Here is a 24,909-nt window from a genome sequence, read left to right on the forward strand (position 1 = left end):
TGCTCAATTATCCAAGGAATCCTCATAGGGATATGCGGCGATGATTCCCTGGATTTTGCCCAGCGCGGCATCGTCCAATCCGCTGGGGGCCACATGGTTCCACGCCTCCACCGCGACGGCGCCAAAGTTATGCCCGTGATTGGCGGGCACCGCCTCACCCATGAACATGTCGAAGGCCACCTGCAGGTAGGTGACTAGGGGAATCCATCGCATGGAATCGCTGACATCCGGGGCACGGCCACCCTCCTGTGCGGTACCGGCCAACCATTCCGGTTTTTGCCAAATCAGGCGTGGAGTCAACCACGTCACAGCATCCGTGCCATGTTGGAGGTAGGCCACCCTAGCTGTCTCCCATGGCCCTTGGACTTTGGCAAAGTCTCCACTCTTGGAGAGCCAACGAACGTGGAGTCCGCTTTCGTACACCGGCTGCCATACGGGGGAGCCGGCATCGCGTTGAGCCTGGAAGGTGCCCCACGGCTGCGAATTGTTTGGTGCCCCGGAGAAAACCGCCCCGTCAACGGACCGAGTCAAGTCCGCACCATCGGTGAAGGCCGCCTGCATTCCCGAGGCACCCAGGCTAAGCCCGTAGACCAGCAGCTTGGGCCGGGTAGCCGGCGGCAGGGTGAGCCACTCGGCCCTGACAGCGGCATAAAGTGCCCGCCCCGATTCGCGGGGGAGATCCTGATGGAAGAGGAAGGAGACCCAGCTTGGTTGGTACGAATACTGCATGGAGACAATGGCAGTATTGCCACCGTGCAGGTACTCCAGGGAATCCACGGCCTGCCGCTCCAGCCAGCCAGAGCCCGTGGGCGTAGCAATCATCAGGATCTCGCGGTCAAATCCGCCCGTGCGTTTGAGCTCGGCCACGGCCAATGTGGCCCGGGCCGCCATGGAATCCTCTTGTTCGGAGCCTACATAGACCCTTACGGGTTGTTTGGCGGGTTCTGCCGTTGCCGCGGCAATCTGTTCCACCGTGGGCCCGCCGCCAACAAAGGCGCGGCCCTGCATCCCCAATTTCGCCCACTCAACGCCCGATCCTGATCCTGCCGACCGGAACGCGGAATCCGGTTCCGTGATCCCCGTTGGTGTGGTGTCGTTGCGGGCGGCATAAACCCGCCCAGTTCCTGCCAGGGCGCCGGAAACCAGGAGCGTTAGCGCCAGCAAGGCACACAGGGTACCTGCCAACCAACCCGCGCCCGTAGCCAGCCGGGAACCCGCGCCAGCCTTGGTGGCCCAGGCCCGCCCCAGCGCTGCCATCCTCCGCAGGCCCCAGCGGGCTGCAAATACCACGCCAGCCACAGCCGCGGCCATGAGGAAAAACGTCACCAGTTCCAGGCTATCCACCGGCGGCATGTCAACGTGCGCGCGGACTTCGTTCTGCCAGGACACAGCCAACGTCCCCACCACCGCAATGTAGGTGGCGCCCAGCCCAGCCACTACCAGCCAGGCCCACGGGCGCAAGGTGAGTTTGCGAGCCAAGGCCGGAATCCGGCGTCGTCCCAGTGCGTTCGAAACTATTGTGGCCAACCGGGCCGCGGCAAGGTAAGCCAAGGCGAAACTCAATCCGACCAGAAACCCCTGGAACAGCGCCGGGCGGGGTACTAAGGAGGGGGTCAGGGCCAAAGCCACTGCGGCAACGCCCACAACAAGGCCAACTAGTTGGCTCGAACGGCTGTCAGTCATGAAACGGGGCTCTTTCGAAATATTTGACATGAAGTTCCAAGAATAGCGGCCCAGGGGTCCACTTTTGCCCTGGTGGCCCCTTGATGACACGCCTTGGTGGCGCGCGGAGGCGATAACGTAAATGCCATGGAGATTCTTCACTACACAGCCTTTACCGACACGCCCAACGGCGGCAACCAGGCGGGCGTTGTCCTCGACGCCACTGCCTTAGATACAGCCGGTATGGCAGCCATTGCTACACGCCTGGGATATTCGGAGAGTGTCTTTTTGACCCCTCGGCCTGACGCCAGCTACGACGTCAGGTACTTTTCCCCTGCCGGGGAGGTGTCCTTTTGCGGCCACGCCACCATCGCGGCCGCCGTGGCCTTAGCCGACGCCGTGGGTGCGGGGTTGCTGAACTTCCACACCGCCGTCGGGGAGATTCCGCTGACCACTGTAGAGGCGGGCGGCCTGATGCGGGCCACGCTGACAAGCGTCGACACACAGGTCACGGAGCTCTCTGTTGAGCTCCGTGCTCACCTTTTGCGGGCGTTGTGCCTCACGGAAGACGATCTGGATCCTGCCCTGCCGCTGCTCCTCTCCTATGCGGGAAACTGGCACCCCATCGTTCCGCTCGCAACGGGGAGCCTCCTGGCCGCCTTGGATTATGACTTTGCCGCCTTGGCGCAGCTCATGGCCGAACAAGAATGGGGAGCGACGGTGAATCTTGTATCAAGAATCACAGCAACCTCCTTCGAAGCTAGGAACCCTTTTCCACCTGGCGGGGTGCGTGAGGATGCCGCTACAGGGTCCGCTGCCGCATCTCTGGGTGGATACCTGCGGCATCTGGGTGAACTCCCGTTGCCCGCCCAGGTCACCGTATTTCAGGGGCATCACATGGGGAGGCCGTCGCAGCTGTCGGTATCCATCCCCGCAACGGGCGGCATTGGCGTATCGGGTACGGCTGTACGGTTCGTACCGTAGCGGGCCACCTCAAGTGCGGACCCTAACATTGCCTGACACTGGCGGATCGCTCTGGCCTGCAGCGATGCCAGCGGCAAGCGACCTGAGATTCTCACATCCTTGTCGCGTTTCCACGATCCGCATCTTCGTTGATGAAGAAGAAGCCGTCCAGATTCAGGTGCGATGAGCTATGACCCCAGGCCAGGCGGTTATAGGCGAGCAGGGAGCCAGTGCTGGCCGGTGCCACAAAAATGGGCCTGTGTGGGGCAGGCGTCCTGCGCTGTATAGGGTCTGGCAACACACGGAATCGACGTGAACCTGCCTTTAGCTCAAGAACTGTCCCGCGGGCCGTTCCCGGGGAAAGCATGCCTAGGCGCGTGTCTGGACAGGACCTCTACCTGAGATTGTGAATGGCCCGGAGAGCGTGCGGAGGGTTTTGTTCTTGGTTGTCGCGCCGAGTTTGTCAGGATTTCGCACAAGGTAGATCCCGGTTACTCGTTCGTTGCTTGCCTCAATAAGTGCCACAAGGTCGATTCTGTCTGCGCTGTAGACAATGAGGGCCGGCATTCCGTTCAGGGTCGACGGTTCAACCCGCATATCCAGCACCGGGGTTCTGGCGATGCCGGCGAGGAAGCGTGCGATGTTGTCTGCACCGATGACAGGTTTGCGGGCTGCTGTAGCTTTTCCGCCACCGTCGGAGAGGAGAACGGCACCCGGGGCGAGGACATCCATGAGGGACTGCATGTCTCCCCCAAGTAGGGCCGTGAGGAACCGATCGGCAACCACCCGTTGCCGTTGTGCATTCACTTCAAAGCGGGGTTGCCGCGCCCGGACGTGCGCCTTAGCCCGACTTGCCAATTGACGGACAGCCGGGAGTGACTTGTCGGTGGCCTCGGCGATCTCTAGGTAGGGGAAGTCGAATACTTCTCGGAGGACGAAAACGGCCCGCTCATCGGGGGACAGGGTCTCGAGCACCACGAGCATCGCAAAAGACAGCGATTCATTCAGGACAGCATTGTCAGCGACATCAGGGGAGGTGACCATGGGTTCCGGGAGCCACGGGCCAATGTAGTCTTCTCGGCGTCGTTGGGCTGCCCTCAGGGAGTTCAACGCTTGACGCGTCACGGTTTTGGCCAGATAGGCCCGGGGATTCTGGATGGTCTCCGCATTGATCCCGGACCATCTCAGGAAACTTTCCTGAACAACGTCTTCGGCATCGGACACCGTACCTGTGATTTCGTAGGCAATGGTGAAAAGCAGGGAACGGTGTTCGTCGAAAATACTCGCGGTTCCCACCCGCTACCTTGTTTCTTCGGGTCGGGGGCCCTTGGGCCAGTTGAACGAACCGCTGCGGCGACGCTCGCCCCTGATCCAGGAAAGAGTCTTTTGGCACACTTGCTCTTTGGCCATGCTAGCGAGTCGACCCCGGATGAGGAGACGGCGCGGTTGGTCGTTGGCACGCACGGCCTGAACGAGCCCTGACCTGCGTCCTAGGCTAATGCACTTGATCACGTATCCGGCCGAAATCGGGGCCGGAGGGCGTTCTTCCAGGAGGGCGATGATGCTGTCTGCCGCGTGGGCGCCGAGCGGCAGGGCAGCCGCGCAGCTCATGCGCAAATGGCTGGCGACTGTTGAAGGTGCTTGTATGGCATCGCCGGCACCGAAAATGTTGGGGTACTGCGGGCACGACAGCGACTCATCGACCATGAGGCGCCCCGAGGCGTCGGTGGGTAGACCGCTATCCCGTGCAAGTTCCGGTGCGCTGAATCCGGCGGTCCAGATCGTACACTCGGACCGTAGAATGTCACCACCGGACGTTGTAACCGATGAACCATCGCACTTTTGCACCTCTGTATTCTCTATCAGTTCAACACCGATCACTGAAAGCCGGTTCGTTATCGCGTGTCGCCCGGACACGGACAGGCTCCCGGCGATAACTCCGCGGGAAATAAGGCGTACTTGCAGCTGCGGATACTTTTCGGCAATTTCGGCGGCAACCTCAATGCCCGTCAGGCCCGCGCCGACGATGCTGACGGTGTCGCCCGGATCCAGCTGCATAAGCTTGGCTTGTAAAAGGTGTGCATCCTCGGAATCCTTCAACCCGTAGGCACCGGACGGAATTCTGTGCGAAGGCTGGGTGCTGCCGACGGCGTACAGCAAAATATCGTAGTCGAGCGGCGCGCGGCCGCCAGACAGGTGTACTTTGCGGTGTCCAGGGTCGATACGCGAAGCAGTGCCTTGGACAATGTTGACTCGCTCATGCAGAAGTGTCCTCATGGACACAGCTGCAGTTTCCCGATTTCCGGCCGCGACTTCGTGAAGGCGGATCCTTTCCACGAAATCGGCGACAGGGTTCAGTACGGTAACGATTATGGATTCAGTCAACCCCTGGCTTCCAGCGAGCCTGTTTGCGGCCATGACCCCGGCATACCCGGCACCCACAATGACCACTCTTGAACGTATTGACACTGTAGCTCCTATCGCTAAACGAACGTTTGAACATAAGACACCGCAGCGGCCCGATATGTGACACGGCAAATAAACCTGCCCATGGACTGGGTGACCCATTGAATTCGCCGTTCTTTGCGGACAGCATCCTCAGCACGCTGACTAATGTCGTGCTAGGTAGTTCACTGTGCCGGTCCCGGACAGGGCCCCCGCCACTTCGAAGTGTGCACGGCCTCGGCCACTGTGGTCGAACCTCACACGCCTGCACAGAATGGGAAAACATGGACTACGTCAGCGAGTTATCAGAAATTCCTGTTGTGGGTGCTGGAGTGACTGTGCTGGAGTGACAGCGGTAGGACTCACCGCGTTTGTGGCTATTTTCGTACAAGGGGTTCGAGAGGCCAGCCCTTATAGATGCTGGCTCCGGTCAGGCCGCAGCGACTATCCAGAGAGGGGGCGATCTGCTGGCCCCCGCCGATTCGGTTCTGCATTAAAGAAAAAAGACCCCCTGAAATACGAAGATTTCAGGGGGTCTATCCGTGCGCGAGAAGGGACTTGAACCCTCACCCCGTTTCCAGGACCAGCACCTCAAGCTGGCGCGTCTGCCATTCCGCCACTCGCGCAAGTGAACACGGGAGGCGTATTCTTCCTTCCGGATGAATCGTTGTCTCCCGCAGCAGCGATGAAAACAATAGCACAGCTTTTGGGGGAAAGAACAATCGAGTAATTCTTCGCCTTCGAGGGCTTCCCCCGGCGGCCTCCCAGCGGGACAGATGTAGGCTGATGTGACCCCCAAAAACTATAAGGAGCCGCTCTCGTGAACACCGTCCGGGCAGAAGATGAAGTCGTTGGCATATGTGCGGACCTGATTCGTTTTGACACCAGCAACTTCGCCAACAACGAAGGGCCGGGGGAGCGGGCAATTGCCGAGCATGTTGCCTCCCTTATCTCAGAGGTGGGGCTGAGCGCCGAACTCTTTGAATCCGCACCCGGACGTGCCAACGTGGTGTCGCGAGTTGAAGGGGCGGACCCCTCCCTGCCCGCCCTCATCGTGCACGGGCACCTTGACGTGGTTCCGGCACTGGCTCATGAGTGGAGCGTTGACCCCTTTGGCGGCGAGGAGAAGGATGGCCTGATCTGGGGCCGCGGCGCCGTCGACATGAAGGACATGGACGCCATGATCCTCTCGGTGATGCGCTCCATGGCCCGTGACGGCCGCAAACCGCAACGCGACATTGTCTTCGCTTTTTTTGCTGATGAGGAGGCTGGCGGAAGCTACGGCGCCAGGTGGGCGGTGGATAACCGGACCGAGCTCTTCGACGGCGTCACGGAAGCAATCTCCGAGGTGGGTGGGTTCTCCGCTGACATTGGTGGCAAGCGCGCTTACCTTTTGCAGACCGCTGAGAAGGGCCTGTCCTGGTTGCGGCTGACCGCCCACGGGAGGGCGGGCCACGGCTCACAAATCAACACTGACAACGCCGTCACCCGGCTGGCCCGGGCCGTCACCCGAATTGGCGACCACCAATGGCCCATCGAGTACACGGCCACCACACGTCAGTTCCTGGAAGGCGTCTCGGAGCTGACCGGCGTCGAATTTGACGAAAGCAATCCCCAGACGCTCCTTGACCAGCTAGGTACCGTGGCACGTTTTGTCGGGGCCACCTTACAAAACACCGCCAACCCGACCTTCCTCAACGGTGGCTACAAGGCAAATGTGATTCCTGGTACGGCAGAAGCGATGATCGACGTGCGCACACTTCCGGGACGCCACGAAGAAGTCCTGGAGCTGGTCCGCGAATTGGCAGGGGACGGCATCGAAATTTCAACCATCCACAATGACGTCTCGCTGGAAACTCCGTTCGCCGGCAACCTGGTTGACGCCATGATCGACTCCCTGCACGCCGAAGACCCCGGTGCCGCAGTTCTTCCCTACACGCTCTCGGGAGGCACCGATAACAAGTCCCTGAGCCGCTTGGGAATCACCGGCTACGGATTTGCACCCCTCCAGCTTCCCCCCGAACTCGACTTCACCGGCATGTTCCACGGCGTGGATGAGCGGGTTCCCGTGGAATCACTGAAATTTGGCGCCCGCGTGCTGGACCGCCTTCTCACCAACTACTAAGGATTTCTGGCTCCCCATGGACCTCAACGAACTGCTGCCCGACGACCTCCTGGATCGCTTCCGGGCACGGGCCAAGGGCTATGACGAACGTAATGAGTTCTTTCATGAGGACTTGGCGGAGCTCAAATCCCAGGGTTACCTGCGAATGTTCGCCTCCATTGAAGACGGCGGGCTCGGCTTTGGCCTGCAACAGGCCGCCGCCGCGCAGCGCCGGTTGGCCACGGCCGCCCCGGCCACAGCCTTGGCGATCAACATGCATTTGGTGTGGACCGGCGTCGCACACCTGCTCCACCGGCGCGGGGATGCCTCCCTCCACTATGTGTTGAGCGAGGCGGTGGCCGGTGAGGTCTTCGCGTTCGGCAACTCGGAGGCTGGCAACGATTCGGTGCTCTTTGACTCCAACACGGTGGCAACGCCGTTGGCCGACGGGGGCTACTCCTTCACCGGGACGAAAATCTTCACCTCGCTTTCACCAGCCTGGACGCGGTTGGGGATGTTCGGCAAGGATTCCACCGGCGCCCAGCCCGCCCTGGTACACGCCTTCATCACCAGGGAAACGCCCGGATACACCATCAAAGACGACTGGAACACGCTCGGGATGCGCGCCAGCCAGTCAAACACCACGGTGCTCGACGGCGCCGTGGCAGCACCGGAACGCGTCTTTAGAAGGCTGCCTGTTGGCCCCAACGCCGATCCTCTGATCTTCGCCATTTTCGCCTGCTTTGAAACGCTTCTGGCAGCCGTCTACACCGGGTTGGGGGAACGGGCCCTGCAGATTGGGGTTGAGACGGTGCATAGGCGCAAGTCCCAGAAGAACGGCGGCAAGAGCTACGCGCAGGACCCCGACATCCGCTGGCGCATAGCCGATGCGGCAATCGCCATGGACGGGCTGTACCCGCAACTCGACTCCCTTGCGCGGGACGTGGACGATTTAGCCGACCACGCCGGCATGTGGTTTCCCAAGCTGGTGGGCCTGAAAGTTCGTGCCACGGAAACCGCCCGGACAGTGGTGGATTTGATCATCCGTGTCAGCGGCGGCGGAAGCTATTTCGCCGGCAGCGAGTTGGGCAGGCTCTACAGGGACGTCTTGGCGGGAATGTTCCACCCCTCGGACGATGAATCGGCCCACAGCACCATCGCCACGGCCTGGTTGGGACCGCTGGAGTCCTAAACGGCGGGGGGCGTCGTCAACGGATGTCGAGCGTACCCTGGACGCGGAATACCTTCCGGCGCATCCAGAATCGGCGGCCGCCACCAATGTAGAGCAAGCTGCGCTCCAACTCCCACTTGCCGTATTCTGCGTGCTCACGCAGACGCTGATAGGCGAGAGGAGCCGACTCGTCGGCCCGAACCGACAAGATCAAGTACTCGTATTGCTTGTTGGGTGCGCCCTTTACCGTAGCGACGCCCTGCAACGTTTCCTTCATGGCATTCCATTCTTCCCTCTTCAGGGTTGAATATACTCCTTGGTCTTTTGGGCTACCCGCAAGGTGGCCCGGAGCACCTTGCTGCATTGGTCTTTCAAGTTCGCGCGCACACTGGTAGCGTCGATTACATGAGTATTGATCCCCGCGCAGCATTGAGCGCATTGACGACGGCACTTGAAGAACACTTGATAGCTGCCTCTGCGCGACGCGGCGAGGAAGACCCTCAAGTGGAAGCGACCTTCCTTGGCATCATTGATGCCTTCGAGGTGTATGAGGAAGCACTTTTCGACGCGTTCGACGAGGTCACACCGCTGGTGATTTATGGCGAAGAGGGCGCCGATGAAGACGAAGACCTCAGTGAAACCGAGGACGACCTGGACGACGACCTGGAACCCATCGAGGACTGAAACCTTCGGCCTTCACGCGCAACAACGTGCCACGCACGATTCATGACGTGTTGGTGGTACCGCAGGGGAGCCGAGGACCGCCCTAGTGCGCGGCCGAAACCTCATCGAGGACCGTCGCGATAGGTGCCGGCAACGGTTCCAAGGTGGACTTTAGAATTTCGCGTAGCTGTTCGGTGGTGCGCGGCCCCACCACGGCGGACGCCACAATGTTCTGCTCAAGCACCCAGCTAAGTGCCACATCCAAGGGCGAACGGCTCAGCCCCTGAGCAGCCGTGACAAGCGCTTCCGTGATGCGGCTGGGGCGCCCCTTGAGGTAGGGGTCCACATAGCTGCCCATTGATTCACTGGCACCGCGGGAATCCGACGGGATCTGGCCACGATACTTGCCGGTGAGCACCCCGCGGCCCAGTGGAGCCCAGCACAGGACGCCGGCGCCGACGTGCTCCGCCGCTGGCAGTCCTTCGCGCTCTACCCCACGCGAAAGCAGCGAATACTCCACCTGGTTGGCCACAATTGCCGTCTCGGACAATGTTGCTGCCCTGGCCAGCTGCCAACCGTTGTAGTTGGAAACTCCGGCGTACCTGACCCTCCCGGTGGAAACAGCCAGGTCCATGGCGCTCAGGGTTTCCTCAAGGGGAACATTCTCATCCCACAGGTGTGCCAGCCACAAATCCAGGTGATCGGTGCCCAGCCGCGCCAGCGAAGCATCCAGGCTGGCCAGCATGGCCCGGCGCGAGGTGTCCACCATCCGCTTCCCATTGCGATGGCTGACACCGGCCTTGGAGACCAGCACCACATCACTGCGGGGCACCACATCGCCTAGCAGTTCCCCCAAAATTGCTTCACTGCGGCCCTCCACATAGCTGGGGGCCGTATCAAAGGTGTTGCCGCCGGCGTCGATCAGGGTGCGCAACTGCTCCCTTGCAGTTTCAGCGTCGGTTTCCTTGCCCCAGGTCATGGTGCCCAGTGCCAAGGCCGAAACCCGCAATCCACTGGTGCCCACAAATCGTTGTTCCATAGGAGCAAGCTTACGGGGAATACAGCACCGCTTTTGCGGCGCGGCCCGTCCGTTACGTGCCGCCAAGTGCTCTAGGCTAAAACGCGTGAACTGGTTAGAAGCGGCCATCTTGGGCCTCATTCAAGGCTTGACGGAATTTCTCCCCATCTCCTCAAGCGCCCACCTCTTTGTCGTTGGCAAATTCCTGCCGTCCGGCGCTGACCCCGGTGCGGCGTTTACCGCGGTCAGCCAACTGGGCACGGAAGCCGCCGTCGTCGTCTTCTTCTGGCGTGACATTGTTCGAATCATCAAGGCATGGTTTGGCTCACTGCGTGGGAAAGTTCCCCGCACGGATCCCGACGTACGCATGGGCTGGCTGGTCATCATCGGCAGCCTGCCCATCGCCCTCCTGGGCGTCATCTTCCAAAGCCAGATCGAATCAACGCTACGCAACTTGTGGATCGTGGCCACCACGCTCATCGTCTTTGGCCTGATCCTGGCGTTCGCGGACAAGGTGGCCAGCCAGGAACGCGAAATCAAGGACCTCACGTTCAAACACGGCATCATCTACGGTTTCGCGCAGGCTCTGGCCCTGATTCCGGGCGTATCACGCTCAGGCGGCACCATTACCGCAGGCCTGCTGATGGGATACACCCGCGAATCCGCGGCCCGCTACTCGTTCCTGCTCGCCATTCCCGCCGTCTTCGGCAGCGGCTTTTACGAGCTCTACAAGATCTTTGCCAAGCACGAAGGCGCCCAAGGCCCGTTTGGTATAGGTGAGATTGCTCTCGCCACGGTCATCGCCTTCGTGGTGGGATACCTCATCATCGGCTGGTTCCTGAAGTTCATCTCCACCAAGAGCTTCCGCCCCTTCGTCTGGTACCGCATCGCCCTTGGCCTGGCGTTGTACATGCTGCTGGGCCTGGGGATCATTACCGCGTAACCTCCTCCCGACCCTCGCAACGCTGACGTCGGGTCCCTCGTCGTTACCGCGTAACCTCCTCCCGACCCTCGCAACGCTGACGTCGGGTCCCTCGTCGTTACCGCGTAACCTCCTCCCAACCCTCGCTTCGCTCGCGTCGGGTCCCTCGGAGGTTACGCTTAGCTACGTGAAAACTTGGAAATCCCGTCCTGTTCCTGAATTGCGCGGCTCCATGCCGCAACTCTTCCTGCACGAGACAACAGTGAACGCAGTAACCGCCTTGCCCGACGGCGATCAGGCCAGCCTCTACGTCTGCGGTATTACGCCCTATGACGCAACGCACATGGGGCACGCAGCCACCTATGTAGCCTTCGATCTGCTCAACCGCACCTGGTGCGACGCAGGGCGAACCGTCAGCTATGTGCAAAACGTCACAGACGTTGACGATCCACTCCTCGAACGGGCCACCCGTGACGGCGTCGACTGGCGCGAACTGGCCAAGGAACAAACCGCATTGTTCCACGCCGACATGGAAGCCCTGAACGTACTGGCCCCCGATCAGTACATTGGCGCCGTCGAAGCCATCGAGTGGATCGTGCCCGAAATCCAGAAACTCCTCGAGGCCGGAATCGCGTACCGGGTACCCGGGAGTGCAGGGGAGCCCGACGGCGACATCTACTTCTCCGTCGAAGCAGCCTCATCCGGGGAGCACGCTCAAGGGCCTGACGTCCCCTGGTGGTTGGGACAAGTCTCCGGCCTGGAGCCGGAGCAGATGGTGCCGGTCTTCGCCGAACGTGGGGGAGACCCCCAGCGCTCGGGCAAAAAACACCCCCTTGACGCACTGCTGTGGCGCGTGGCCCGTGACGGGGAACCTTCATGGGACGGGGATGCCTTGGGTGCAGGACGGCCCGGCTGGCACATCGAGTGTACGGTCATTGCGCAACGGTTCTTGCCCGAACCGTTCACCGTTCAAGGCGGGGGATCGGACCTGATCTTCCCGCACCACGAGATGGGTGCCGGGCATGCCTTTGCGCTCAGCAACGTTCCCATGGCGCAGCACTACACCCACACCGGGATGGTGGGCCTTGACGGTGAAAAGATGAGCAAGTCATTGGGGAACCTGGTCCTGGTGTCAAAGCTTCGGGCCGACGGCGTTGAACCCGCGGCCATCCGTTTGGCCATCCTGAATAACCACTACCGCGCCGACTGGAGCTGGAGCGAGGGCCTGTTGTCCAACGCACAGCAGCAATTGGCCACGTGGCGTGCCGCCCTTGACCTGGTCCCCGCGGGATCAGCCAAGCCGCTTGTCACGGAGATTCGCAACGCAATGGCCGCCGACCTGGACGCACCCCGCGCCCTCGCCGCCGTCGACCTGTGGGCCGCACAGGCACTGGGCGCTGCTGCTGGCGAAGCGAGCGAACCGTCCGAGCGAGACGGAGCCCTCGTCTCAGATGCCATCGAGGCGCTGCTGGGCATTGAGATCTGAGCCAAGTTGACCCTGACCCGCACACGCGAACGTGTGCGGGTCAGTTGTTTAAGGCTGGTCCTTGCCGCGGCGGCGAAGATACCGTTCAAATTCTTTGGCGATTGATTCGCCGGTGGCCTCTGGAAGGTCCTCGGTGTCCTTGGTTTCCTCCAGTTGGCGCACATAGGCCGCTATTTCCGCGTCGCCCGCGGCAAGCTCATTGACCCCGCGTTCCCACGCCTGCGCGTCCTCGGCCAGATCTCCCGTGGGCAACGGAAGCTGCAGGAAATCCTCAATCATGTTCAGCAATGCCAGTTCCGCCTTAGGCGAAGGCGCCTGAGCGACATAGTGGGGAACGGCCGCCCAGAGCGAAATGGTGGGCAACCCGGCCAGCAGTGCCAACTCGTTGAGCACGCCGACGATCCCCACAGGGCCCTCATAGGCGGAAGCCTCAAGATCCAGGCGCACCCGCAAGTCCTCATCGTCACAAGTCGCTGTCACCGGAATTGGCCGTGAATGCGGAACATCGGCTAACAAAGCGCCCACCAGCAGCACGTAGTTCACATTTAGCTCTGCGGCCCTGGCGAGCAACTCAGCCGTATACGCCCGCCACCGGTACGACGGCTCGATCCCGTGGACAAAAATAATGTCCACGGCGGTGCCTGGGATGGTGGCCTTGGCAATCTTGGTCACGGGCCACTTGATCTTGCGTGTCCCGGCACCGGTGTAGCGAACCTCGGGGCGGGTGAACTGGAAGTCATAGTATTCATCCGGCTCGATTACGGCCACACGTTTGGCACCCCACAAATGGTGCAGGTATTTTAGGGCGTCACTTGCGGCCTCACCGGCGTCGTTCCAGCCTTCAAAGGCGGCGATGAGTACGGTGACACGTTCGCCATCGGCGGCCGGCCCCAGCAAACGCTGCAATCCCACAGCTTCCTGATCTTTGGCTTCACTCACGGCACCAGCCTACGTCGCTGCGAAGATTGTGCAATGGCAACCCGCCAACACCCTGTGAAGGGGCAAATAATATGCACCGCCGACCCACGTAGACTGTTTCCATGCGTTTATCGTCTGCACCAGCCATGCAAGCGGATGCCTTGGCCTCCGTCGATGCCCCGACTGAACTCAAAGCCGCCCTCTGGGACATGGATGGCACCCTCGTAGACAGTGAACCGTATTGGATTGCTGCCGAGATCGAATTGGTGACCTCCCATGGCGGCCATTGGGACACCGAGAAGTCCCATGACCTCGTTGGTTGCGCCCTGGAAACCGCGGCCGGCATCCTCCAGGATGCCGGGGTGAAGCTGAGCATCCGTGAGATCGTCGATTACCTCACCGGCAAAGTCACTGCCGCCATTCGCCAGCAAATTCCCTGGCGCCCTGGGGCTAAGGAACTGCTTGCGCAACTTCACGCCCGCGGCGTGCGATGCGTCCTTGTCACCATGAGCGAGGCCACCCTTGCCCAGGTGGTTGTTGACGCCTTGGACGCGCCCTATTTCGAATTTCTCGTCACCGGCGACCAGGTGCGCAACGGCAAACCGCACCCCGAACCGTACCTGACCGCCGTCGAACGCCTCCGCGCCAGCGATCCCAGCCTGGGCCTGCACAACTGTGTGGCACTGGAAGATTCCGTGCCGGGGGTCGCATCCGCCATGGCTGCCAAGGTCCCCACCATCGCCATCCCGCATGTTGTTCCCCTTGCCCCTGACCACCGGCGCACCACGTGGGAAACGCTAGTTGGAAAAAGCTACGACGACGTTGCTGCCGTGCTGCTGTCCGCGCCCACCGCGGCCGGGGCGAACGCATGAGCGGTGCACCTCCCGTGACCAAGCCCCGGCGAGAGGGCCTGGTGATTGGTTCCGTCCGGGGAACGCCCATCATCTTGGCCAATTCGTGGTTTGTCATTGCGGCATTTACCGTCGCCATTTTTGGACCCCAGCTTCAATCGGTGCTCCCCAGTCTGGGGTGGCGCGCTTACCTGGTAGCGTTCGCCTATGCGCTGCTGTTGCTGTTCTCGGTGCTGATCCATGAACTCTCCCACGCGCTTGCGGCCATCATGTACGGCTGGCCCACACACAAAATTGTGCTGAACCTGTGGGGCGGCCACACCGAGTTCGACTTCAACAAGGCCACACCCGGCCGCGCCGTCGTGGTGGCTTTTGTGGGCCCTATCGCGAATTTCGTGTTGGCCGGTTTGGGCTACCTCGTTGGGCAACTTCTGCCCACTGGCCAGGGCACGCTGGGCATTGTCGTGGCGCACCTGCTGGTCAGCATCTTCATTTGGGCGAACCTGCTCATCGGCTTTTTCAACGTGCTCCCCGGTCTGCCCCTGGACGGCGGGCGGCTGGTGGAATCAATCGTCTGGAAGGCCACGGGCAACCAGGAGAGAGGCACCGTTGCTGCCGGCTGGGCCGGGCGGATCATTGTTATCCTCGGCCTGGCCGTGGCAGCAGCATACGCCTACCTGAACGGGGCACAACCTTCACTATCCACGGCCTTCATTGTGGTGCTACTGGCCGGTTTCTTGTGGATGGGAGCCTCCGCGTCCATCAAGGGCGCGGCAATGCGTTTGCGACTGCCCGCCATCACCGCCTCTGCCCTCGCCGCCCCGGCGGTCAGCGCCCCCTTGGAAGTCAGCGTGGCACAACTGTGGTCACTGCGTGCCGCACACCCCAGCGAGCCGATCGTCCTGTGCTCGGCCGATGGCCGTCCGGCCGCCGTCGTGGTTGAATCAGCGCTGGCCAATGTTCCCCCGAACCTTGCCGCCCACACCTCAGCCCACGCAGTGGCCCGCCCTTTGTCGCCCGGCGCCCACGTGCCAGGGTCGGCAAACGGAGCGGAACTTGTCCAGTACCTGTCCCAGCTTCCCGACACCGAGTACGCCGTCATCGACGACCATGGCCGGGTCACCGGACTTTTGAGTCAGGCCAAGGTGGTTGCGGCCATTACGGGAAAGTAGTTTTCCCCTGCCACATCACCACCGGCACAGCACCAAACACGCACGCACTCTTTCAAATATTTACGCACGAACACCCCTGTTAGGACACAACGCATGAGCCAGACCGATCCCCAGAATGCGGCACCAGCTGCCGAAGAAACCGCACTTCCGCACGGTGCCGCAGCGCGTCGCGGGCCCTTCCGTGCAGGCGAGCGGGTACAGCTCACCGACGAGCGCGGCCGCATGAACACCATCACCCTCACCCCGGGTACGGCCTACCACACCCACAAGGGCTTCCTTAATCACGACACCCTCATCGGTCAGCCGGAGGGCTGCATGGTGGAAAGCAACGTTGGCCAGCAGTACCAGGCTCTGCGACCCCTGCTGTCGGACTTTGTGCTGTCCATGCCCCGTGGTGCCGCCGTGGTCTACCCCAAGGATGCCGGCCAGATCATCACGATGGGTGACATCTACCCCGGCGCCCGCGTCGTGGAAGCCGGTGTCGGTTCCGGTGCCCTGTCCATCTCGTTGCTGCGTGCGGTGGGCGATAACGGCTACCTGCACTCTTTTGAACGTCGCCAGGAATTTGCAGACATTGCCCGCGGGAACGTCGAGACAATATTTGACGGCCCGCACCCCGCCTGGAAGATCTCCATTGGCGATTTCCAGGACCAGGTGGTAGCGCAGGAGGCCCCTGGCAGCGTTGACCGCGTTGTCCTTGACATGTTGGCTCCTTGGGAATGCCTGGATGCCGTGGCCACGGTGCTGGCACCGGGCGGGGTGTGGATCAACTATGTTGCCACCGTCACGCAGCTCTCCCGCACCGCAGAGGCTATTCGCGCCGACGGCCGCTTCACCGAGCCCGACGCGTGGGAATCCATGGTCCGTGGCTGGCACCTTGAAGGTCTCGCCGTCCGCCCGGACCACCGCATGGTTGCCCACACCGGCTTCCTCATGGTGACCCGTCGCCTGGCCGACGGCGCCACGGCCATGACCCTGAAGCGGCGCGCCTCCAAGACGGACTTCGCCCAGGAAGACCTGGACGCGTGGACCCCTGCCGCCGTTGGCGAACGCTCCGTATCGGATAAGAAGCTGCGTCGGGCAGCCCGGGATGCCTCCTCCACCGTCCAGACTCGAAGGAACATGAGCCAGGCCGAGGCAGATGAGGCGCACGAGGCACTTCCGGAGCACTAAAGTCTCTAGTAACAGCAGTTAAGTGCACAGCACCCACACTGGCGGTGCGGTCCTCTGGGGCCGCACCGCCACTGGTCCCTTGCGGAAGGACACAACAGCATGAGCGAGGCAACGAATCTCACCCCGGGCAATCCCGGTGACGCCGTCCCCGGCTCCTCGGGGGCATCGTATTCGGTGGGCCCGGGGCAGCAAGCCGTCCTTGAGCGCCAACTCAACGTGCTCCGGGATAAGGCACGCAATCTCGATCGCCAGCTGTCCTCCGCCACACAGAACAACAGCCGCATGGTGGCCATGTTGGAGACCGCCAAGGCCGAGATCCTCAAACTCCGCTCCGCCCTGGAAAATGATGGTCAGCCGCCCTACGGATTCGGCACTGTTCTCGCCCTGAACCCGCGCGGTGTGGCACGCCTCTCTACCGCGAGATCCTCCGCCCCGGTGGCAGTAACCGAGGAAAGCGTTGACATTTTCGCCTCCGGACGCAAAATGCGGGTCGGGTTGAGCCCCCTGCTGCCCATCCGTGAGCTGCGGGTTGGGCAAGAAGTGCTGCTCAACGAGGCTTTCACCATCATCGCCGGCCTCGGCTTTGAAAGGGTGGGTGAGCTTGTCACGGTCAAGGAACTGCTTGGTACCGACCGGGTGCTGGTGACCGGCAGGGCAGACGAGGAGCGTGTGGTACGCATCTCCGGGGCCCTGCAGGAAGAACGCCTACGCGTCGGCGACGCCCTGACCGTTGACGGCAAGACCGGCTACGCCCTAGAAAAGATTCCCCGCTCGGAGGTGGAAAATCTGATCTTGGAGGAAGTCCCGGATATTTCCTATTCGGATATTGGCGGGTTGACTTCGCAGATCGAACAAATCCGTGACGCCGTAGAACTGCCGTTCCTGCACCCGGACCTCTACCGCGAACATGGGCTCAAGGCACCTAAAGGCATCTTGCTCTACGGCCCGCCAGGCTGCGGAAAAACCCTCATCGCCAAGGCCGTGGCGAACTCGCTGGCCAAACGTGCCGCCGAACGCTCCGGCGTCAAGGATCAGAAAAGCTACTTCCTGAACATCAAGGGCCCGGAACTCCTCGATAAGTATGTTGGCGAGACAGAACGTCAGATCCGCCTCATTTTCGCCCGGGCTCGGGAGAAAGCCGCCGACGGCAGCGCCGTCGTGGTCTTCTTTGACGAAATGGATTCGCTGTTCCGCACCCGAGGGACTGGTATTTCCTCCGACGTCGAAACCACCATCGTTCCGCAGCTGCTCAGCGAGATTGACGGCGTCGAACGGTTGGACAACGTCATTGTCATTGGCGCCTCAAACCGTGAGGACATGATCGACCCGGCCATTCTGCGCCCTGGCCGCCTGGATGTGAAGGTCAAGATCCAGCGCCCCGATGCCGAGGCGGCTGCGGACATCTTCGCCAAATATGTCACCACCGAACTGCCCTTCCACCACTTCGACGTCGAAGCCAACAACGGCAGCCTGAGCGAAACCGTTGACGCCATGATCCAACGCACCGTTGAGGCCATGTATGCCACGGACAAAGCCAACGAGTACTTGGAGGTCACCTACGCCAACGGTGACACGGAGATGCTGTACTTCAAGGACTTCAACTCCGGCGCCGTGATCCAGAATGTAGTGGACAGGGCCAAGAAGTACGCCATCAAGGACCTGTTGCTCAGCGGCGAGAAGGGCATCCGGATCGAGCACATGCTCCGGGCCGTTGTCGATGAATTCCGCGAACACGAGGACATGCCCAACACCACCAACCCCGACGACTGGGCACGGATCTCGGGCAAGAAGGGCGAGCGGATCACTTATATTCGCACCATCGTCCAAAGCAAGGAAGGCCAGGTGCCGGGCAAGAGCCTGGAAACCGTGACCAACACGGGCCAATACCTGTGAGCGTGCGCCGGGTGATGGGTTCGGAAACCGAATACGGCATCCACACCCCCGGCAGTGCCGCGTTCAACGCCACCTGGCTGTCCACCCAGGTGGTGCACGCCTATTCGTTGGAGACCGGGCACCGCGCCGCGGCCGGGGGAGAGACCCGATGGGATTACACGGATGAGGATCCCCTCGCGGATGCCCGGGGATGGGCCGTGCCACGTGCCGATGCCCATCCCAGCCAGCTCACCGATGACGAGCCCGAACTAACGGCCGCCCAGATTGCTTTAGAAGGCGGGGAAGTCCCTGAGCAGTCTGGCCCGCTCATGATGAACATGGTCTTGGGCAACGGTGCCAGGCTCTATGTAGACCACGCCCATCCGGAGTATTCCTCCCCTGAAGTCACCACACCCCTTGATGCCGTGCGCTGGGACGCGGCCGGGGAACTTGTTGCCCTAGCCGCCATCCGCAGGATTGCCGCAACACCCGGCTTGCCGGCCATCAACTTGTACAAGAACAACACCGACAACAAGTCGGTCTCCTACGGCAGTCATGAAAACTATCTGATGCCGCGCACGGTCCCGTTCAGCAGCATCGTGGCCGGTCTGACGCCGTTCTTCGTCACCCGGGCATTGATCTGTGGGGCAGGAAGGGTGGGACGCGGCCAGACTGGTTCCGCGACCGGCTTCCAGATCAGTGCACGCGCCGACTTCTTTGAGGCAGAGGTGGGACTGGAAACCACCATTCGCCGACCTATTATCAATACCCGGGACGAGCCGCACGCCGTCGCCGAGAAATACCGACGCCTGCACGTCATTATTGGCGACGCAAACCTCAGCCAGGTCTCCAATTACCTCAAATTCGGCACCACCGCCCTGGTCCTGGACATGATTGAGCATGGCACGGAGCCACAGATACGCTTCGCCGACCCCGTCGCCACGCTCAAGGACGTCAGTTACGACTGGTCACTGGAGCAGACCCACGCACTAGTTGACGGGTCACGGATCAGTGCTTTGGACGTGCAGTGGCTCTACTTCAACGCGGCAGTGGCACACTCCCGGGCCAACGGCACAAGTGACCCGGTCACCGGCGACGGGCACACCGGCCCCGTCTTGGCCAAGTGGGAAGAAGTGCTCAACGCCCTCGGCACGGACCCCATGAGCCTCGCCTCACAGGTGGAATGGGTGGCAAAGCTGAACCTGTTGCAGCAGTACCGTGCGCGCGACGCCATGGAATGGGACGATCCACGCCTGGCGTTGATCGACCTGCAATGGTCCGATATCCGTCCCGAGAAGGGTTTGTACTACAAGCTGCTCCAGCGCGGGCTCATGCAGCGGCTGGTCAGCGATGAATCCATTGCCCAGGCCGCCGTACAGCCGCCCACGGACACACGCGCCTACTTTAGAGGCCAGTGCATTCAGCGTTTCGGGGCCAATGTGGTCGGGGCCAGCTGGGATTCGGTAATCTTCGAACTGCCCCAGCAACGCAAGCTACAACGCGTTGCCACCAAGGAGCCGCTGCGGGGCACACAGGAACTGACGGGGAAACTGTTCGAGAACAGCCCCGACGCTGCAACCTTCCTTGCCAGTCTGCTCTCCGGCAGCCACTAGCCGGGCCCATATTCAGTGGCATGCTTCGGCGTAAACCGGGCCCGGTCGTGGCAGGATGGAAGCCAAGGAATCACTCCACAGGCGTAAGGACACATCATGGCTTCGCAGGAACAAAAGAACGTCTCTTCCAGGACCGAGGAAGAACAAGTCGACGAGTCCCCACTGCCCACGCCCGCTCCTGGGGCAGGCTCCGGTCAGGGGTCGACCTCGGGGGTCGACGACCTGCTCGATGAAATTGATGGCGTGCTGGAAACGAACGCCGAGGAGTTTGTTCGCGGTTTCGTGCAAAAGGGCGGGCAGTAGCGTCCCATGGATGCCGAGCAGAGGGGTGGCTGGCCTTCGATGAGTGCCGCGGGTGCCACGTCGTCGTTCCTTGACTATGTGGGGTCAACCAATCCGGGGCTCCTGCCGTTTGGGCGCACCCTTCCCGCCGGCCAGCTGCCACCAACCCCGCACGGGACCACCATTGCGGCACTCACCTTCGACGGTGGCGTGCTCATGGCGGGGGATCGGCGCGCCACGATGGGCACCATGATAGCCAACCGAAACATTGAAAAAGTGTTCCCCGCGGACAGGTTTTCGGTGCTCGGCATCGCCGGGACCGCCGGGCTGGCCATCGACATTGTCCGGCTGTTCCAGGTGGAGCTCGAACACTACGAAAAGATCGAGGGAGCCCTGCTGAGCCTTGACGGCAAGGCGAACAGGCTTGGGGCCATGATCCGTGCCAATTTGCCCATGGCCCTGCAAGGACTCTCGGTGGTTCCGCTGTTTGCTGGCGTGGAGAGCGGGACATCTGTGGGGAGGCTCTTCTCCTACGACGTCACCGGAGGCCGCTACGAGGAACTCGAACACCACAGCGTGGGCTCCGGGTCCGTGTTTGCCCGGGGTGCCATGAAGAAGTTGTGGCGCCCGGGGCTGGACCGTGAGGACGCCGTCGCCGTCGCCGTGGAGGCCCTGATAGACGCCGCCGACGACGACTCGGCCACCGGAGGCCCCGACCTGGTCCGTCAGGTGTGGCCGGTTGTGTACGTGGTGACCGGCGACGGCGCGCAACGGGTCAGCTCCGAAGAGTTGGCCGCCGTCGTGCATGCCATTGTTGAGCGACGAACAACTGAGCGCAGGGAGGCCTAAAATGTCCGGACAGTTTTATGTGTCCCCCGAACAAATGATGAAGGATCGCGCCGATTTTGCCCGCAAAGGCATTGCGCGCGGCCGCTCGGTAGTGGTGGTCAGCTACAGGGACGGGATTGCACTGGTTGCGGAGAACCCGTCACCCACGATGCACAAGATTGGCGAGATTTACGACCGCATAGCCTTTGCCGCTGTGGGCAAGTACAACGAATTTGAAAGCCTGCGTCAGGCTGGTGTGCGCTATGCGGATGTGCGTGGCTATTCCTACGCCCGTGCCGATGTCAGCGCACGCGGCCTGGCCAGTGTCTACGCGCAAAGCTTGGGAACCGTTTTCACGGCCGAGCAAAAACCTTTCGAGGTTGAATTGGCCGTTGCCGAGGTGGGGGCCAGCCAGGCCGAAGACCACATTTTTCGTTTGACGTTCGATGGCTCCATTGCCGATGAATCAGGGTACCTGGCCATGGGCGGCAAGGCTGATTTGGTCCAGGGGCAGCTCCGCGATACCTGGCATGTTGGAGCCGAACTGCCCCAGACAATTGCCTGGGCGGTGGCGGCCCTGCAGGCGCCCCGGCAGGAGTCGGCCGGTAACGCCATTGCGGGCGCTGTGCCGGAGCCGCTCGCCCCGGGCAACCTGGAGGTTGCCGTGCTGGAGCGCAACGGTCACGAGGTGCGCGGCACGCATCGTTCCTTCAGGCGGCTGCCTGCCTTCGAAGTTGAAAATGTTTTGAACGCCCAGAGAGAGGCCTAGCGTGGATCGGCGTATATTCGGAATTGAGACCGAGTTTGGCATTGCCTATTCGGCGCCTGGCTCCCGGCCCCTTTCGCCCGAGGAGGTGGCCCGCTACCTTTTCAGGAAGGTGGTGAGTTGGGGTCGTTCCTCGAACGTTTTCCTACCCAACGGTTCCAGACTGTATCTGGATGTTGGTTCCCATCCCGAATACGCCACCGCCGAATGTGACTCGATCGAGCAGCTAATCGCCCACGACAGGGCAGGGGAGAGGATCCTGAACGACCTTGTTGCCGAGGCCCAGGCCAGGTTGACGATCGAGGGATACGCGGGCAAGATCTTCTTGTTCAAGAACAACGTCGACTCCGCCGGCAACTCCTACGGCAGCCACGAGAACTATCTGATCACCAGGCGCGGGGAATTCAGCAGGCTCGCAGACATTCTGATCCCGTTCTTGGTGACCCGCCAACTCATTGCTGGAGCCGGAAAAGTCATGAGTGCCCAACAAGGTGGACACTTCGCTTTTTCTCAACGTGCCGATCACATCTGGGAAGGGGTTTCCTCGGCGACCACTCGTTCCCGGCCCATCATCAATACCCGGGATGAGCCGCACGCCGATGCCGAACTCTACCGACGCCTGCATGTGATCGTGGGCGATTCCAATATGAGCGAGACCACCACCATGCTCAAGGTTGGTACGGTGGATTTGATCCTGCGCATGATCGAGGCAGGGACCATCATGAGTGATATGCGGATGGAGAACCCCATTCGCAGTATCCGGGAGATCTCTCACGATCTGACGGGCAAGCATGCAGTCAAGATGGCTGACGGACGCACCATGAACGCCATTGAGATTCAGCGCCATTACCTTGAAAAAGTCAGCTCATTTGTGCGCTCCCACGGCGCGCACAACGACCTGGTTCCGCGCATCCTGGACTTATGGGAACGCACCCTTGACGCCATTGACACCCAGGACTATTCGGGTATTGACACCGAGATTGATTGGGCCATCAAGCACAAGCTACTGACCGCATACGCCGCCCGTCACGACGTGGACCTGGGTTCGGCACAGGTGGCGCAGCTCGATTTGCGCTACCACGACATCTCGGCGGAGCGAGGGCTGTTCAACATGCTTGAACGCCGGGGAGGGGCCGCACGGGTGACTAGCAATGAGGCTATCGCGCTGGCAGTGGATGAAGCCCCGGCCACCACGCGGGCGGCGTTGCGCGGGCGATTTGTGAGCGCTGCCCGTGACTCCGGCCGCGACTACACAGTGGACTGGGTGCATCTAAAGCTCAACGACCGCTCCCACCAGACCATCCTGTGCAAAGACCCGTTCGCCAACACAGACGAAAGGGTGGATGAGCTAATAGCGTCCCTGAAGCCCGGCTACTAGACACATTTTCCGCGGACAGCATTTACCCAGATAGGTTGGATATGCTTGTTGCGCCCGCGTGTCGTATATCTACCGCGGCATCGGGCAACATTCCATCCGTCCCGACTTCGAAAGTGTCTCTGTGCGCCGAATTCTTGCACTGCTCCTGCCCTTACTGCTTCTTATGACCGCATGCTCGGGAGCAACCTCTGAACCCACCTCCAGCGCTTCGGTCAGTGTGCCACCGGCCAACGCGGAGGCCCTCGCCTCGGTGAAGGTGGAAGATCAGGGCGCCGGAAAGCCCCCCACAGTCACTTTCGACAAACCGCTGGATATCAAGGCCGAGTCCATCAAGGTTGTCAAGGAAGGCACTGGCGCGCAGGTCAAGGCCGGCCAGGCAGTGTCACTTCGTGCCATCGGCTTCAACGCCACGGACGGCACCACTAACGGGAATAACTTTGCCGACCCGGCCGGGGAGAGCATGCTCTTCGATGACACGTTCAAGACCCAGAACCCCACCGTGTACAGCACCTTCGTCGGGGCCAAGATCGGCTCCTACATCGCTTACGCGTACCCGGGAACGCCCGCCGTTGCAGGCACCACAGCCGCACCCAGCCAGGCAGCACAGCCTGCCGTATTGACCGTCTTTTTGATCGAGTCTGCCAGCGACGTGGTCAAGCCGCTGTCGAAGCCTGAAGGCGACACTGTTACCCCTCCCGCCGGTCTTCCCACCGTGAAGGAGAACGACAAGGGCGTTCCGGTTATCACCGTTGGTGATGCCAAGGCACCCACGGAACTCATTTCGCAGGACCTGATCAAGGGCAAGGGCGCCACTGTCAAGAGCACCGACACCATTGTGGCCAACTATGTTGGTGTGAACTTTGTGGGTGGCGACATCTTTGACTCCAGCTTTGACCGCGGCACCCCTGCTACTTTCCCCTTGTCCAACGTCATCAAGGGCTGGACCCAGGGACTGACCGGTAAGACTGTGGGCTCACGCGTCCTACTGGTGATCCCCAAGGACCTTGCCTACGGTGATGCGGGCCAGGGCAAAGCCAAGGGTGACCTTGTCTTTGTTGTTGATATCCTTGGTATCCAGTAGTCCCTAAACACCCCACCAACGAGGAGCACCATGTCATTTGGTACCCGCGATTATGATCGCACCAAACCCGAAATTGAATTCCCCAACCACGCCGTCCCCACTGAACTCGTCATTGAGGACATCGTGGAAGGAACCGGCACCGAGGTAGTGCGCGGCAGCACCGTCTCAACCCACTACGTTGGCGTCGCCTTCTCCACGGGTGAAGAATTTGACTCCTCCTGGGGCCGCGGCACACCCCTTGAATTCAAGGCTGGCATCGGCCAGGTCATCCAGGGCTGGGACCAGGGACTGCTTGGCATGAAGGTGGGCGGCCGTCGTCGCCTGGAAATTCCTTCGGAGCTGGCCTACGGCTCACGCGGCGCCGGTGGAGCCATTGGCCCCAACGAAGCACTGATCTTTGTGGTTGACCTGGTGGGCGTTCGCTAGTCCTCAGTTGACGGCACAATACGTCGTTAACCTGCTGGTCCTCAAGCACTGCTTGGGGGCCAGCTGTCTTTAACTGCCACGCGCCCGTCACGGTGATGAATCTTCGGGCGCCGCC

At 61.5% G+C, this 24,909-nt stretch carries 23 protein-coding genes and 1 tRNA gene; 17 read left to right on the forward strand and 7 right to left on the reverse strand.

The window, feature by feature from the left end:
* Positions 1 to 3: 3 nt before the first annotated feature.
* Positions 4 to 1,683 carry an alpha/beta-hydrolase family protein gene (locus CXQ94_RS15800; protein WP_181034252.1) on the reverse strand — a complete coding sequence of 560 codons (1,680 nt, stop codon included), beginning with the start codon at positions 1,681 to 1,683 and terminating at the stop codon, positions 4 to 6.
* A gap of 126 nt (positions 1,684 to 1,809) precedes the next feature.
* Between CXQ94_RS15800 and CXQ94_RS15805 the strand changes: the two genes are divergently transcribed.
* Positions 1,810 to 2,646, forward strand: coding sequence for a PhzF family phenazine biosynthesis protein (locus CXQ94_RS15805; RefSeq protein WP_104091547.1), 837 nt, complete (start codon positions 1,810 to 1,812; stop codon positions 2,644 to 2,646).
* Between the two features lie 348 nt (positions 2,647 to 2,994).
* Here CXQ94_RS15805 and CXQ94_RS15810 read toward each other — a convergent pair whose 3' ends face one another.
* The 3 genes from CXQ94_RS15810 to CXQ94_RS15820 form a co-directional block, all read right to left on the reverse strand.
* Positions 2,995 to 3,921: an RNA polymerase sigma-70 factor gene (locus CXQ94_RS15810; protein WP_104091548.1), complete on the reverse strand. Its 927-nt coding sequence runs from the start codon at positions 3,919 to 3,921 to the stop codon at positions 2,995 to 2,997.
* A gap of 3 nt (positions 3,922 to 3,924) precedes the next feature.
* Complete coding sequence (locus CXQ94_RS15815; RefSeq protein ID WP_258067128.1) at positions 3,925 to 5,094, reverse strand: NAD(P)/FAD-dependent oxidoreductase; 1,170 nt, start codon at positions 5,092 to 5,094, stop codon at positions 3,925 to 3,927.
* 519 nt (positions 5,095 to 5,613) lie between these two features.
* Positions 5,614 to 5,696 (reverse strand) — tRNA-Leu (locus tag CXQ94_RS15820).
* A gap of 194 nt (positions 5,697 to 5,890) precedes the next feature.
* On the opposite strand from CXQ94_RS15820, the gene CXQ94_RS15825 reads away from it, so the two are divergent.
* On the forward strand, positions 5,891 to 7,195 hold the full coding sequence (locus tag CXQ94_RS15825) for a M20/M25/M40 family metallo-hydrolase (RefSeq protein WP_104091550.1): 1,305 nt from the start codon (positions 5,891 to 5,893) through the stop codon (positions 7,193 to 7,195).
* A gap of 16 nt (positions 7,196 to 7,211) precedes the next feature.
* Positions 7,212 to 8,366, forward strand: coding sequence for an acyl-CoA dehydrogenase family protein (locus tag CXQ94_RS15830; RefSeq protein ID WP_104091551.1), 1,155 nt, complete (start codon positions 7,212 to 7,214; stop codon positions 8,364 to 8,366).
* Positions 8,367 to 8,382: 16 nt separating this feature from the next.
* On the opposite strand, the gene CXQ94_RS15835 is transcribed toward CXQ94_RS15830, so the two are convergent.
* The gene (locus tag CXQ94_RS15835; protein ID WP_104091552.1) at positions 8,383 to 8,622 is read right to left on the reverse strand and encodes a DUF5703 family protein; all 240 of its coding nucleotides are present in this window, start codon (positions 8,620 to 8,622) and stop codon (positions 8,383 to 8,385) included.
* Positions 8,623 to 8,750: 128 nt separating this feature from the next.
* Between CXQ94_RS15835 and CXQ94_RS15840 the strand changes: the two genes are divergently transcribed.
* A complete protein-coding gene (locus tag CXQ94_RS15840; protein ID WP_104091633.1) occupies positions 8,751 to 9,029 on the forward strand; it encodes a hypothetical protein in 279 nt (92 codons plus the stop codon).
* Between the two features lie 82 nt (positions 9,030 to 9,111).
* On the opposite strand, the gene CXQ94_RS15845 is transcribed toward CXQ94_RS15840, so the two are convergent.
* The gene (locus tag CXQ94_RS15845; protein WP_104091553.1) at positions 9,112 to 10,047 is read right to left on the reverse strand and encodes an aldo/keto reductase; all 936 of its coding nucleotides are present in this window, start codon (positions 10,045 to 10,047) and stop codon (positions 9,112 to 9,114) included.
* Between the two features lie 85 nt (positions 10,048 to 10,132).
* On the opposite strand from CXQ94_RS15845, the gene CXQ94_RS15850 reads away from it, so the two are divergent.
* On the forward strand, positions 10,133 to 10,969 hold the full coding sequence (locus CXQ94_RS15850) for an undecaprenyl-diphosphate phosphatase (RefSeq protein WP_104091554.1): 837 nt from the start codon (positions 10,133 to 10,135) through the stop codon (positions 10,967 to 10,969).
* A 166-nt stretch (positions 10,970 to 11,135) separates the two neighbouring features.
* On the forward strand, positions 11,136 to 12,434 hold the full coding sequence (gene mshC / locus CXQ94_RS15855; RefSeq protein ID WP_104091555.1) for a cysteine--1-D-myo-inosityl 2-amino-2-deoxy-alpha-D-glucopyranoside ligase: 1,299 nt from the start codon (positions 11,136 to 11,138) through the stop codon (positions 12,432 to 12,434).
* A 48-nt stretch (positions 12,435 to 12,482) separates the two neighbouring features.
* Here the strand turns inward: mshC and CXQ94_RS15860 are convergent, their stop codons facing one another.
* The gene (locus CXQ94_RS15860; protein WP_104091556.1) at positions 12,483 to 13,373 is read right to left on the reverse strand and encodes a PAC2 family protein; all 891 of its coding nucleotides are present in this window, start codon (positions 13,371 to 13,373) and stop codon (positions 12,483 to 12,485) included.
* 101 nt (positions 13,374 to 13,474) lie between these two features.
* Between CXQ94_RS15860 and CXQ94_RS15865 the strand changes: the two genes are divergently transcribed.
* The 11 genes from CXQ94_RS15865 to CXQ94_RS15915 all read left to right on the forward strand — a co-directional run bounded on the left by CXQ94_RS15865 (position 13,475) and on the right by CXQ94_RS15915 (position 24,794).
* Positions 13,475 to 14,224 (forward strand): HAD family phosphatase, encoded by a 750-nt coding sequence (locus CXQ94_RS15865; RefSeq protein ID WP_306418911.1) that lies wholly within the window; start codon positions 13,475 to 13,477, stop codon positions 14,222 to 14,224.
* Positions 14,221 to 15,375, forward strand: coding sequence for a site-2 protease family protein (locus tag CXQ94_RS15870; RefSeq protein WP_104091557.1), 1,155 nt, complete (start codon positions 14,221 to 14,223; stop codon positions 15,373 to 15,375). Before CXQ94_RS15865 ends, CXQ94_RS15870 begins: the two co-directional genes overlap by 4 nt.
* Positions 15,376 to 15,468: 93 nt before the next feature.
* Complete coding sequence (locus tag CXQ94_RS15875) at positions 15,469 to 16,548, forward strand: tRNA (adenine-N1)-methyltransferase (protein ID WP_104091558.1); 1,080 nt, start codon at positions 15,469 to 15,471, stop codon at positions 16,546 to 16,548.
* 99 nt (positions 16,549 to 16,647) lie between these two features.
* Positions 16,648 to 18,441, forward strand: a complete 1,794-nt coding sequence (gene arc / locus CXQ94_RS15880; RefSeq protein WP_104091559.1) for a proteasome ATPase — start codon at positions 16,648 to 16,650, stop codon at positions 18,439 to 18,441.
* Positions 18,442 to 18,455: 14 nt separating this feature from the next.
* Positions 18,456 to 20,033, forward strand: a complete 1,578-nt coding sequence (gene dop, locus CXQ94_RS15885) for a depupylase/deamidase Dop (protein ID WP_104091635.1) — start codon at positions 18,456 to 18,458, stop codon at positions 20,031 to 20,033.
* Positions 20,034 to 20,129: 96 nt separating this feature from the next.
* Positions 20,130 to 20,336, forward strand: coding sequence for a ubiquitin-like protein Pup (locus CXQ94_RS15890; RefSeq protein WP_104091560.1), 207 nt, complete (start codon positions 20,130 to 20,132; stop codon positions 20,334 to 20,336).
* A 39-nt stretch (positions 20,337 to 20,375) separates the two neighbouring features.
* Positions 20,376 to 21,164, forward strand: a complete 789-nt coding sequence (gene prcB, locus CXQ94_RS15895) for a proteasome subunit beta (protein WP_104091561.1) — start codon at positions 20,376 to 20,378, stop codon at positions 21,162 to 21,164.
* A gap of 1 nt (position 21,165) precedes the next feature.
* Positions 21,166 to 21,912, forward strand: a complete 747-nt coding sequence (gene prcA / locus CXQ94_RS15900) for a proteasome subunit alpha (RefSeq protein ID WP_104091562.1) — start codon at positions 21,166 to 21,168, stop codon at positions 21,910 to 21,912.
* A 1-nt stretch (position 21,913) separates the two neighbouring features.
* The gene (gene pafA, locus CXQ94_RS15905) at positions 21,914 to 23,287 is read left to right on the forward strand and encodes a Pup--protein ligase (RefSeq protein WP_104091563.1); all 1,374 of its coding nucleotides are present in this window, start codon (positions 21,914 to 21,916) and stop codon (positions 23,285 to 23,287) included.
* Positions 23,288 to 23,345: 58 nt separating this feature from the next.
* The gene (locus CXQ94_RS15910; protein ID WP_306418912.1) at positions 23,346 to 24,368 is read left to right on the forward strand and encodes an FKBP-type peptidyl-prolyl cis-trans isomerase; all 1,023 of its coding nucleotides are present in this window, start codon (positions 23,346 to 23,348) and stop codon (positions 24,366 to 24,368) included.
* A gap of 30 nt (positions 24,369 to 24,398) precedes the next feature.
* Entirely contained in the window at positions 24,399 to 24,794 is a 396-nt protein-coding gene (locus tag CXQ94_RS15915) for an FKBP-type peptidyl-prolyl cis-trans isomerase (protein ID WP_104091564.1), read from the forward strand.
* Positions 24,795 to 24,909 lie beyond the last annotated feature (115 nt).

This window comes from Arthrobacter sp. GMC3 (assembly GCF_002929305.1).
In the GTDB taxonomy this organism is placed as follows: Bacteria; Actinomycetota; Actinomycetes; order Actinomycetales; family Micrococcaceae; genus Specibacter.

What these genes read in the sequence shown, in the direction of transcription:
- prcA (WP_104091562.1), top strand. Translation starts at nt 21,166, where the DNA reads ATGTCCGGACAGTTTTATGTGTCCCCCGAACAAATGATGAAGGATCGC.
- CXQ94_RS15835 (WP_104091552.1), bottom strand. Translation starts at nt 8,622, where the DNA reads ATGAAGGAAACGTTGCAGGGCGTCGCTACGGTAAAGGGCGCACCCAAC.
- dop (WP_104091635.1), top strand. Translation starts at nt 18,456, where the DNA reads ATGGGTTCGGAAACCGAATACGGCATCCACACCCCCGGCAGTGCCGCG.
- CXQ94_RS15875 (WP_104091558.1), top strand. Translation starts at nt 15,469, where the DNA reads ATGAGCCAGACCGATCCCCAGAATGCGGCACCAGCTGCCGAAGAAACC.
- CXQ94_RS15890 (WP_104091560.1), top strand. Translation starts at nt 20,130, where the DNA reads ATGGCTTCGCAGGAACAAAAGAACGTCTCTTCCAGGACCGAGGAAGAA.
- CXQ94_RS15865 (WP_306418911.1), top strand. Translation starts at nt 13,475, where the DNA reads ATGCGTTTATCGTCTGCACCAGCCATGCAAGCGGATGCCTTGGCCTCC.
- CXQ94_RS15845 (WP_104091553.1), bottom strand. Translation starts at nt 10,047, where the DNA reads ATGGAACAACGATTTGTGGGCACCAGTGGATTGCGGGTTTCGGCCTTG.
- CXQ94_RS15805 (WP_104091547.1), top strand. Translation starts at nt 1,810, where the DNA reads ATGGAGATTCTTCACTACACAGCCTTTACCGACACGCCCAACGGCGGC.
- CXQ94_RS15840 (WP_104091633.1), top strand. Translation starts at nt 8,751, where the DNA reads ATGAGTATTGATCCCCGCGCAGCATTGAGCGCATTGACGACGGCACTT.
- arc (WP_104091559.1), top strand. Translation starts at nt 16,648, where the DNA reads ATGAGCGAGGCAACGAATCTCACCCCGGGCAATCCCGGTGACGCCGTC.
- CXQ94_RS15800 (WP_181034252.1), bottom strand. Translation starts at nt 1,683, where the DNA reads ATGACTGACAGCCGTTCGAGCCAACTAGTTGGCCTTGTTGTGGGCGTT.
- CXQ94_RS15830 (WP_104091551.1), top strand. Translation starts at nt 7,212, where the DNA reads ATGGACCTCAACGAACTGCTGCCCGACGACCTCCTGGATCGCTTCCGG.
- CXQ94_RS15870 (WP_104091557.1), top strand. Translation starts at nt 14,221, where the DNA reads ATGAGCGGTGCACCTCCCGTGACCAAGCCCCGGCGAGAGGGCCTGGTG.
- prcB (WP_104091561.1), top strand. Translation starts at nt 20,376, where the DNA reads ATGAGTGCCGCGGGTGCCACGTCGTCGTTCCTTGACTATGTGGGGTCA.
- CXQ94_RS15915 (WP_104091564.1), top strand. Translation starts at nt 24,399, where the DNA reads ATGTCATTTGGTACCCGCGATTATGATCGCACCAAACCCGAAATTGAA.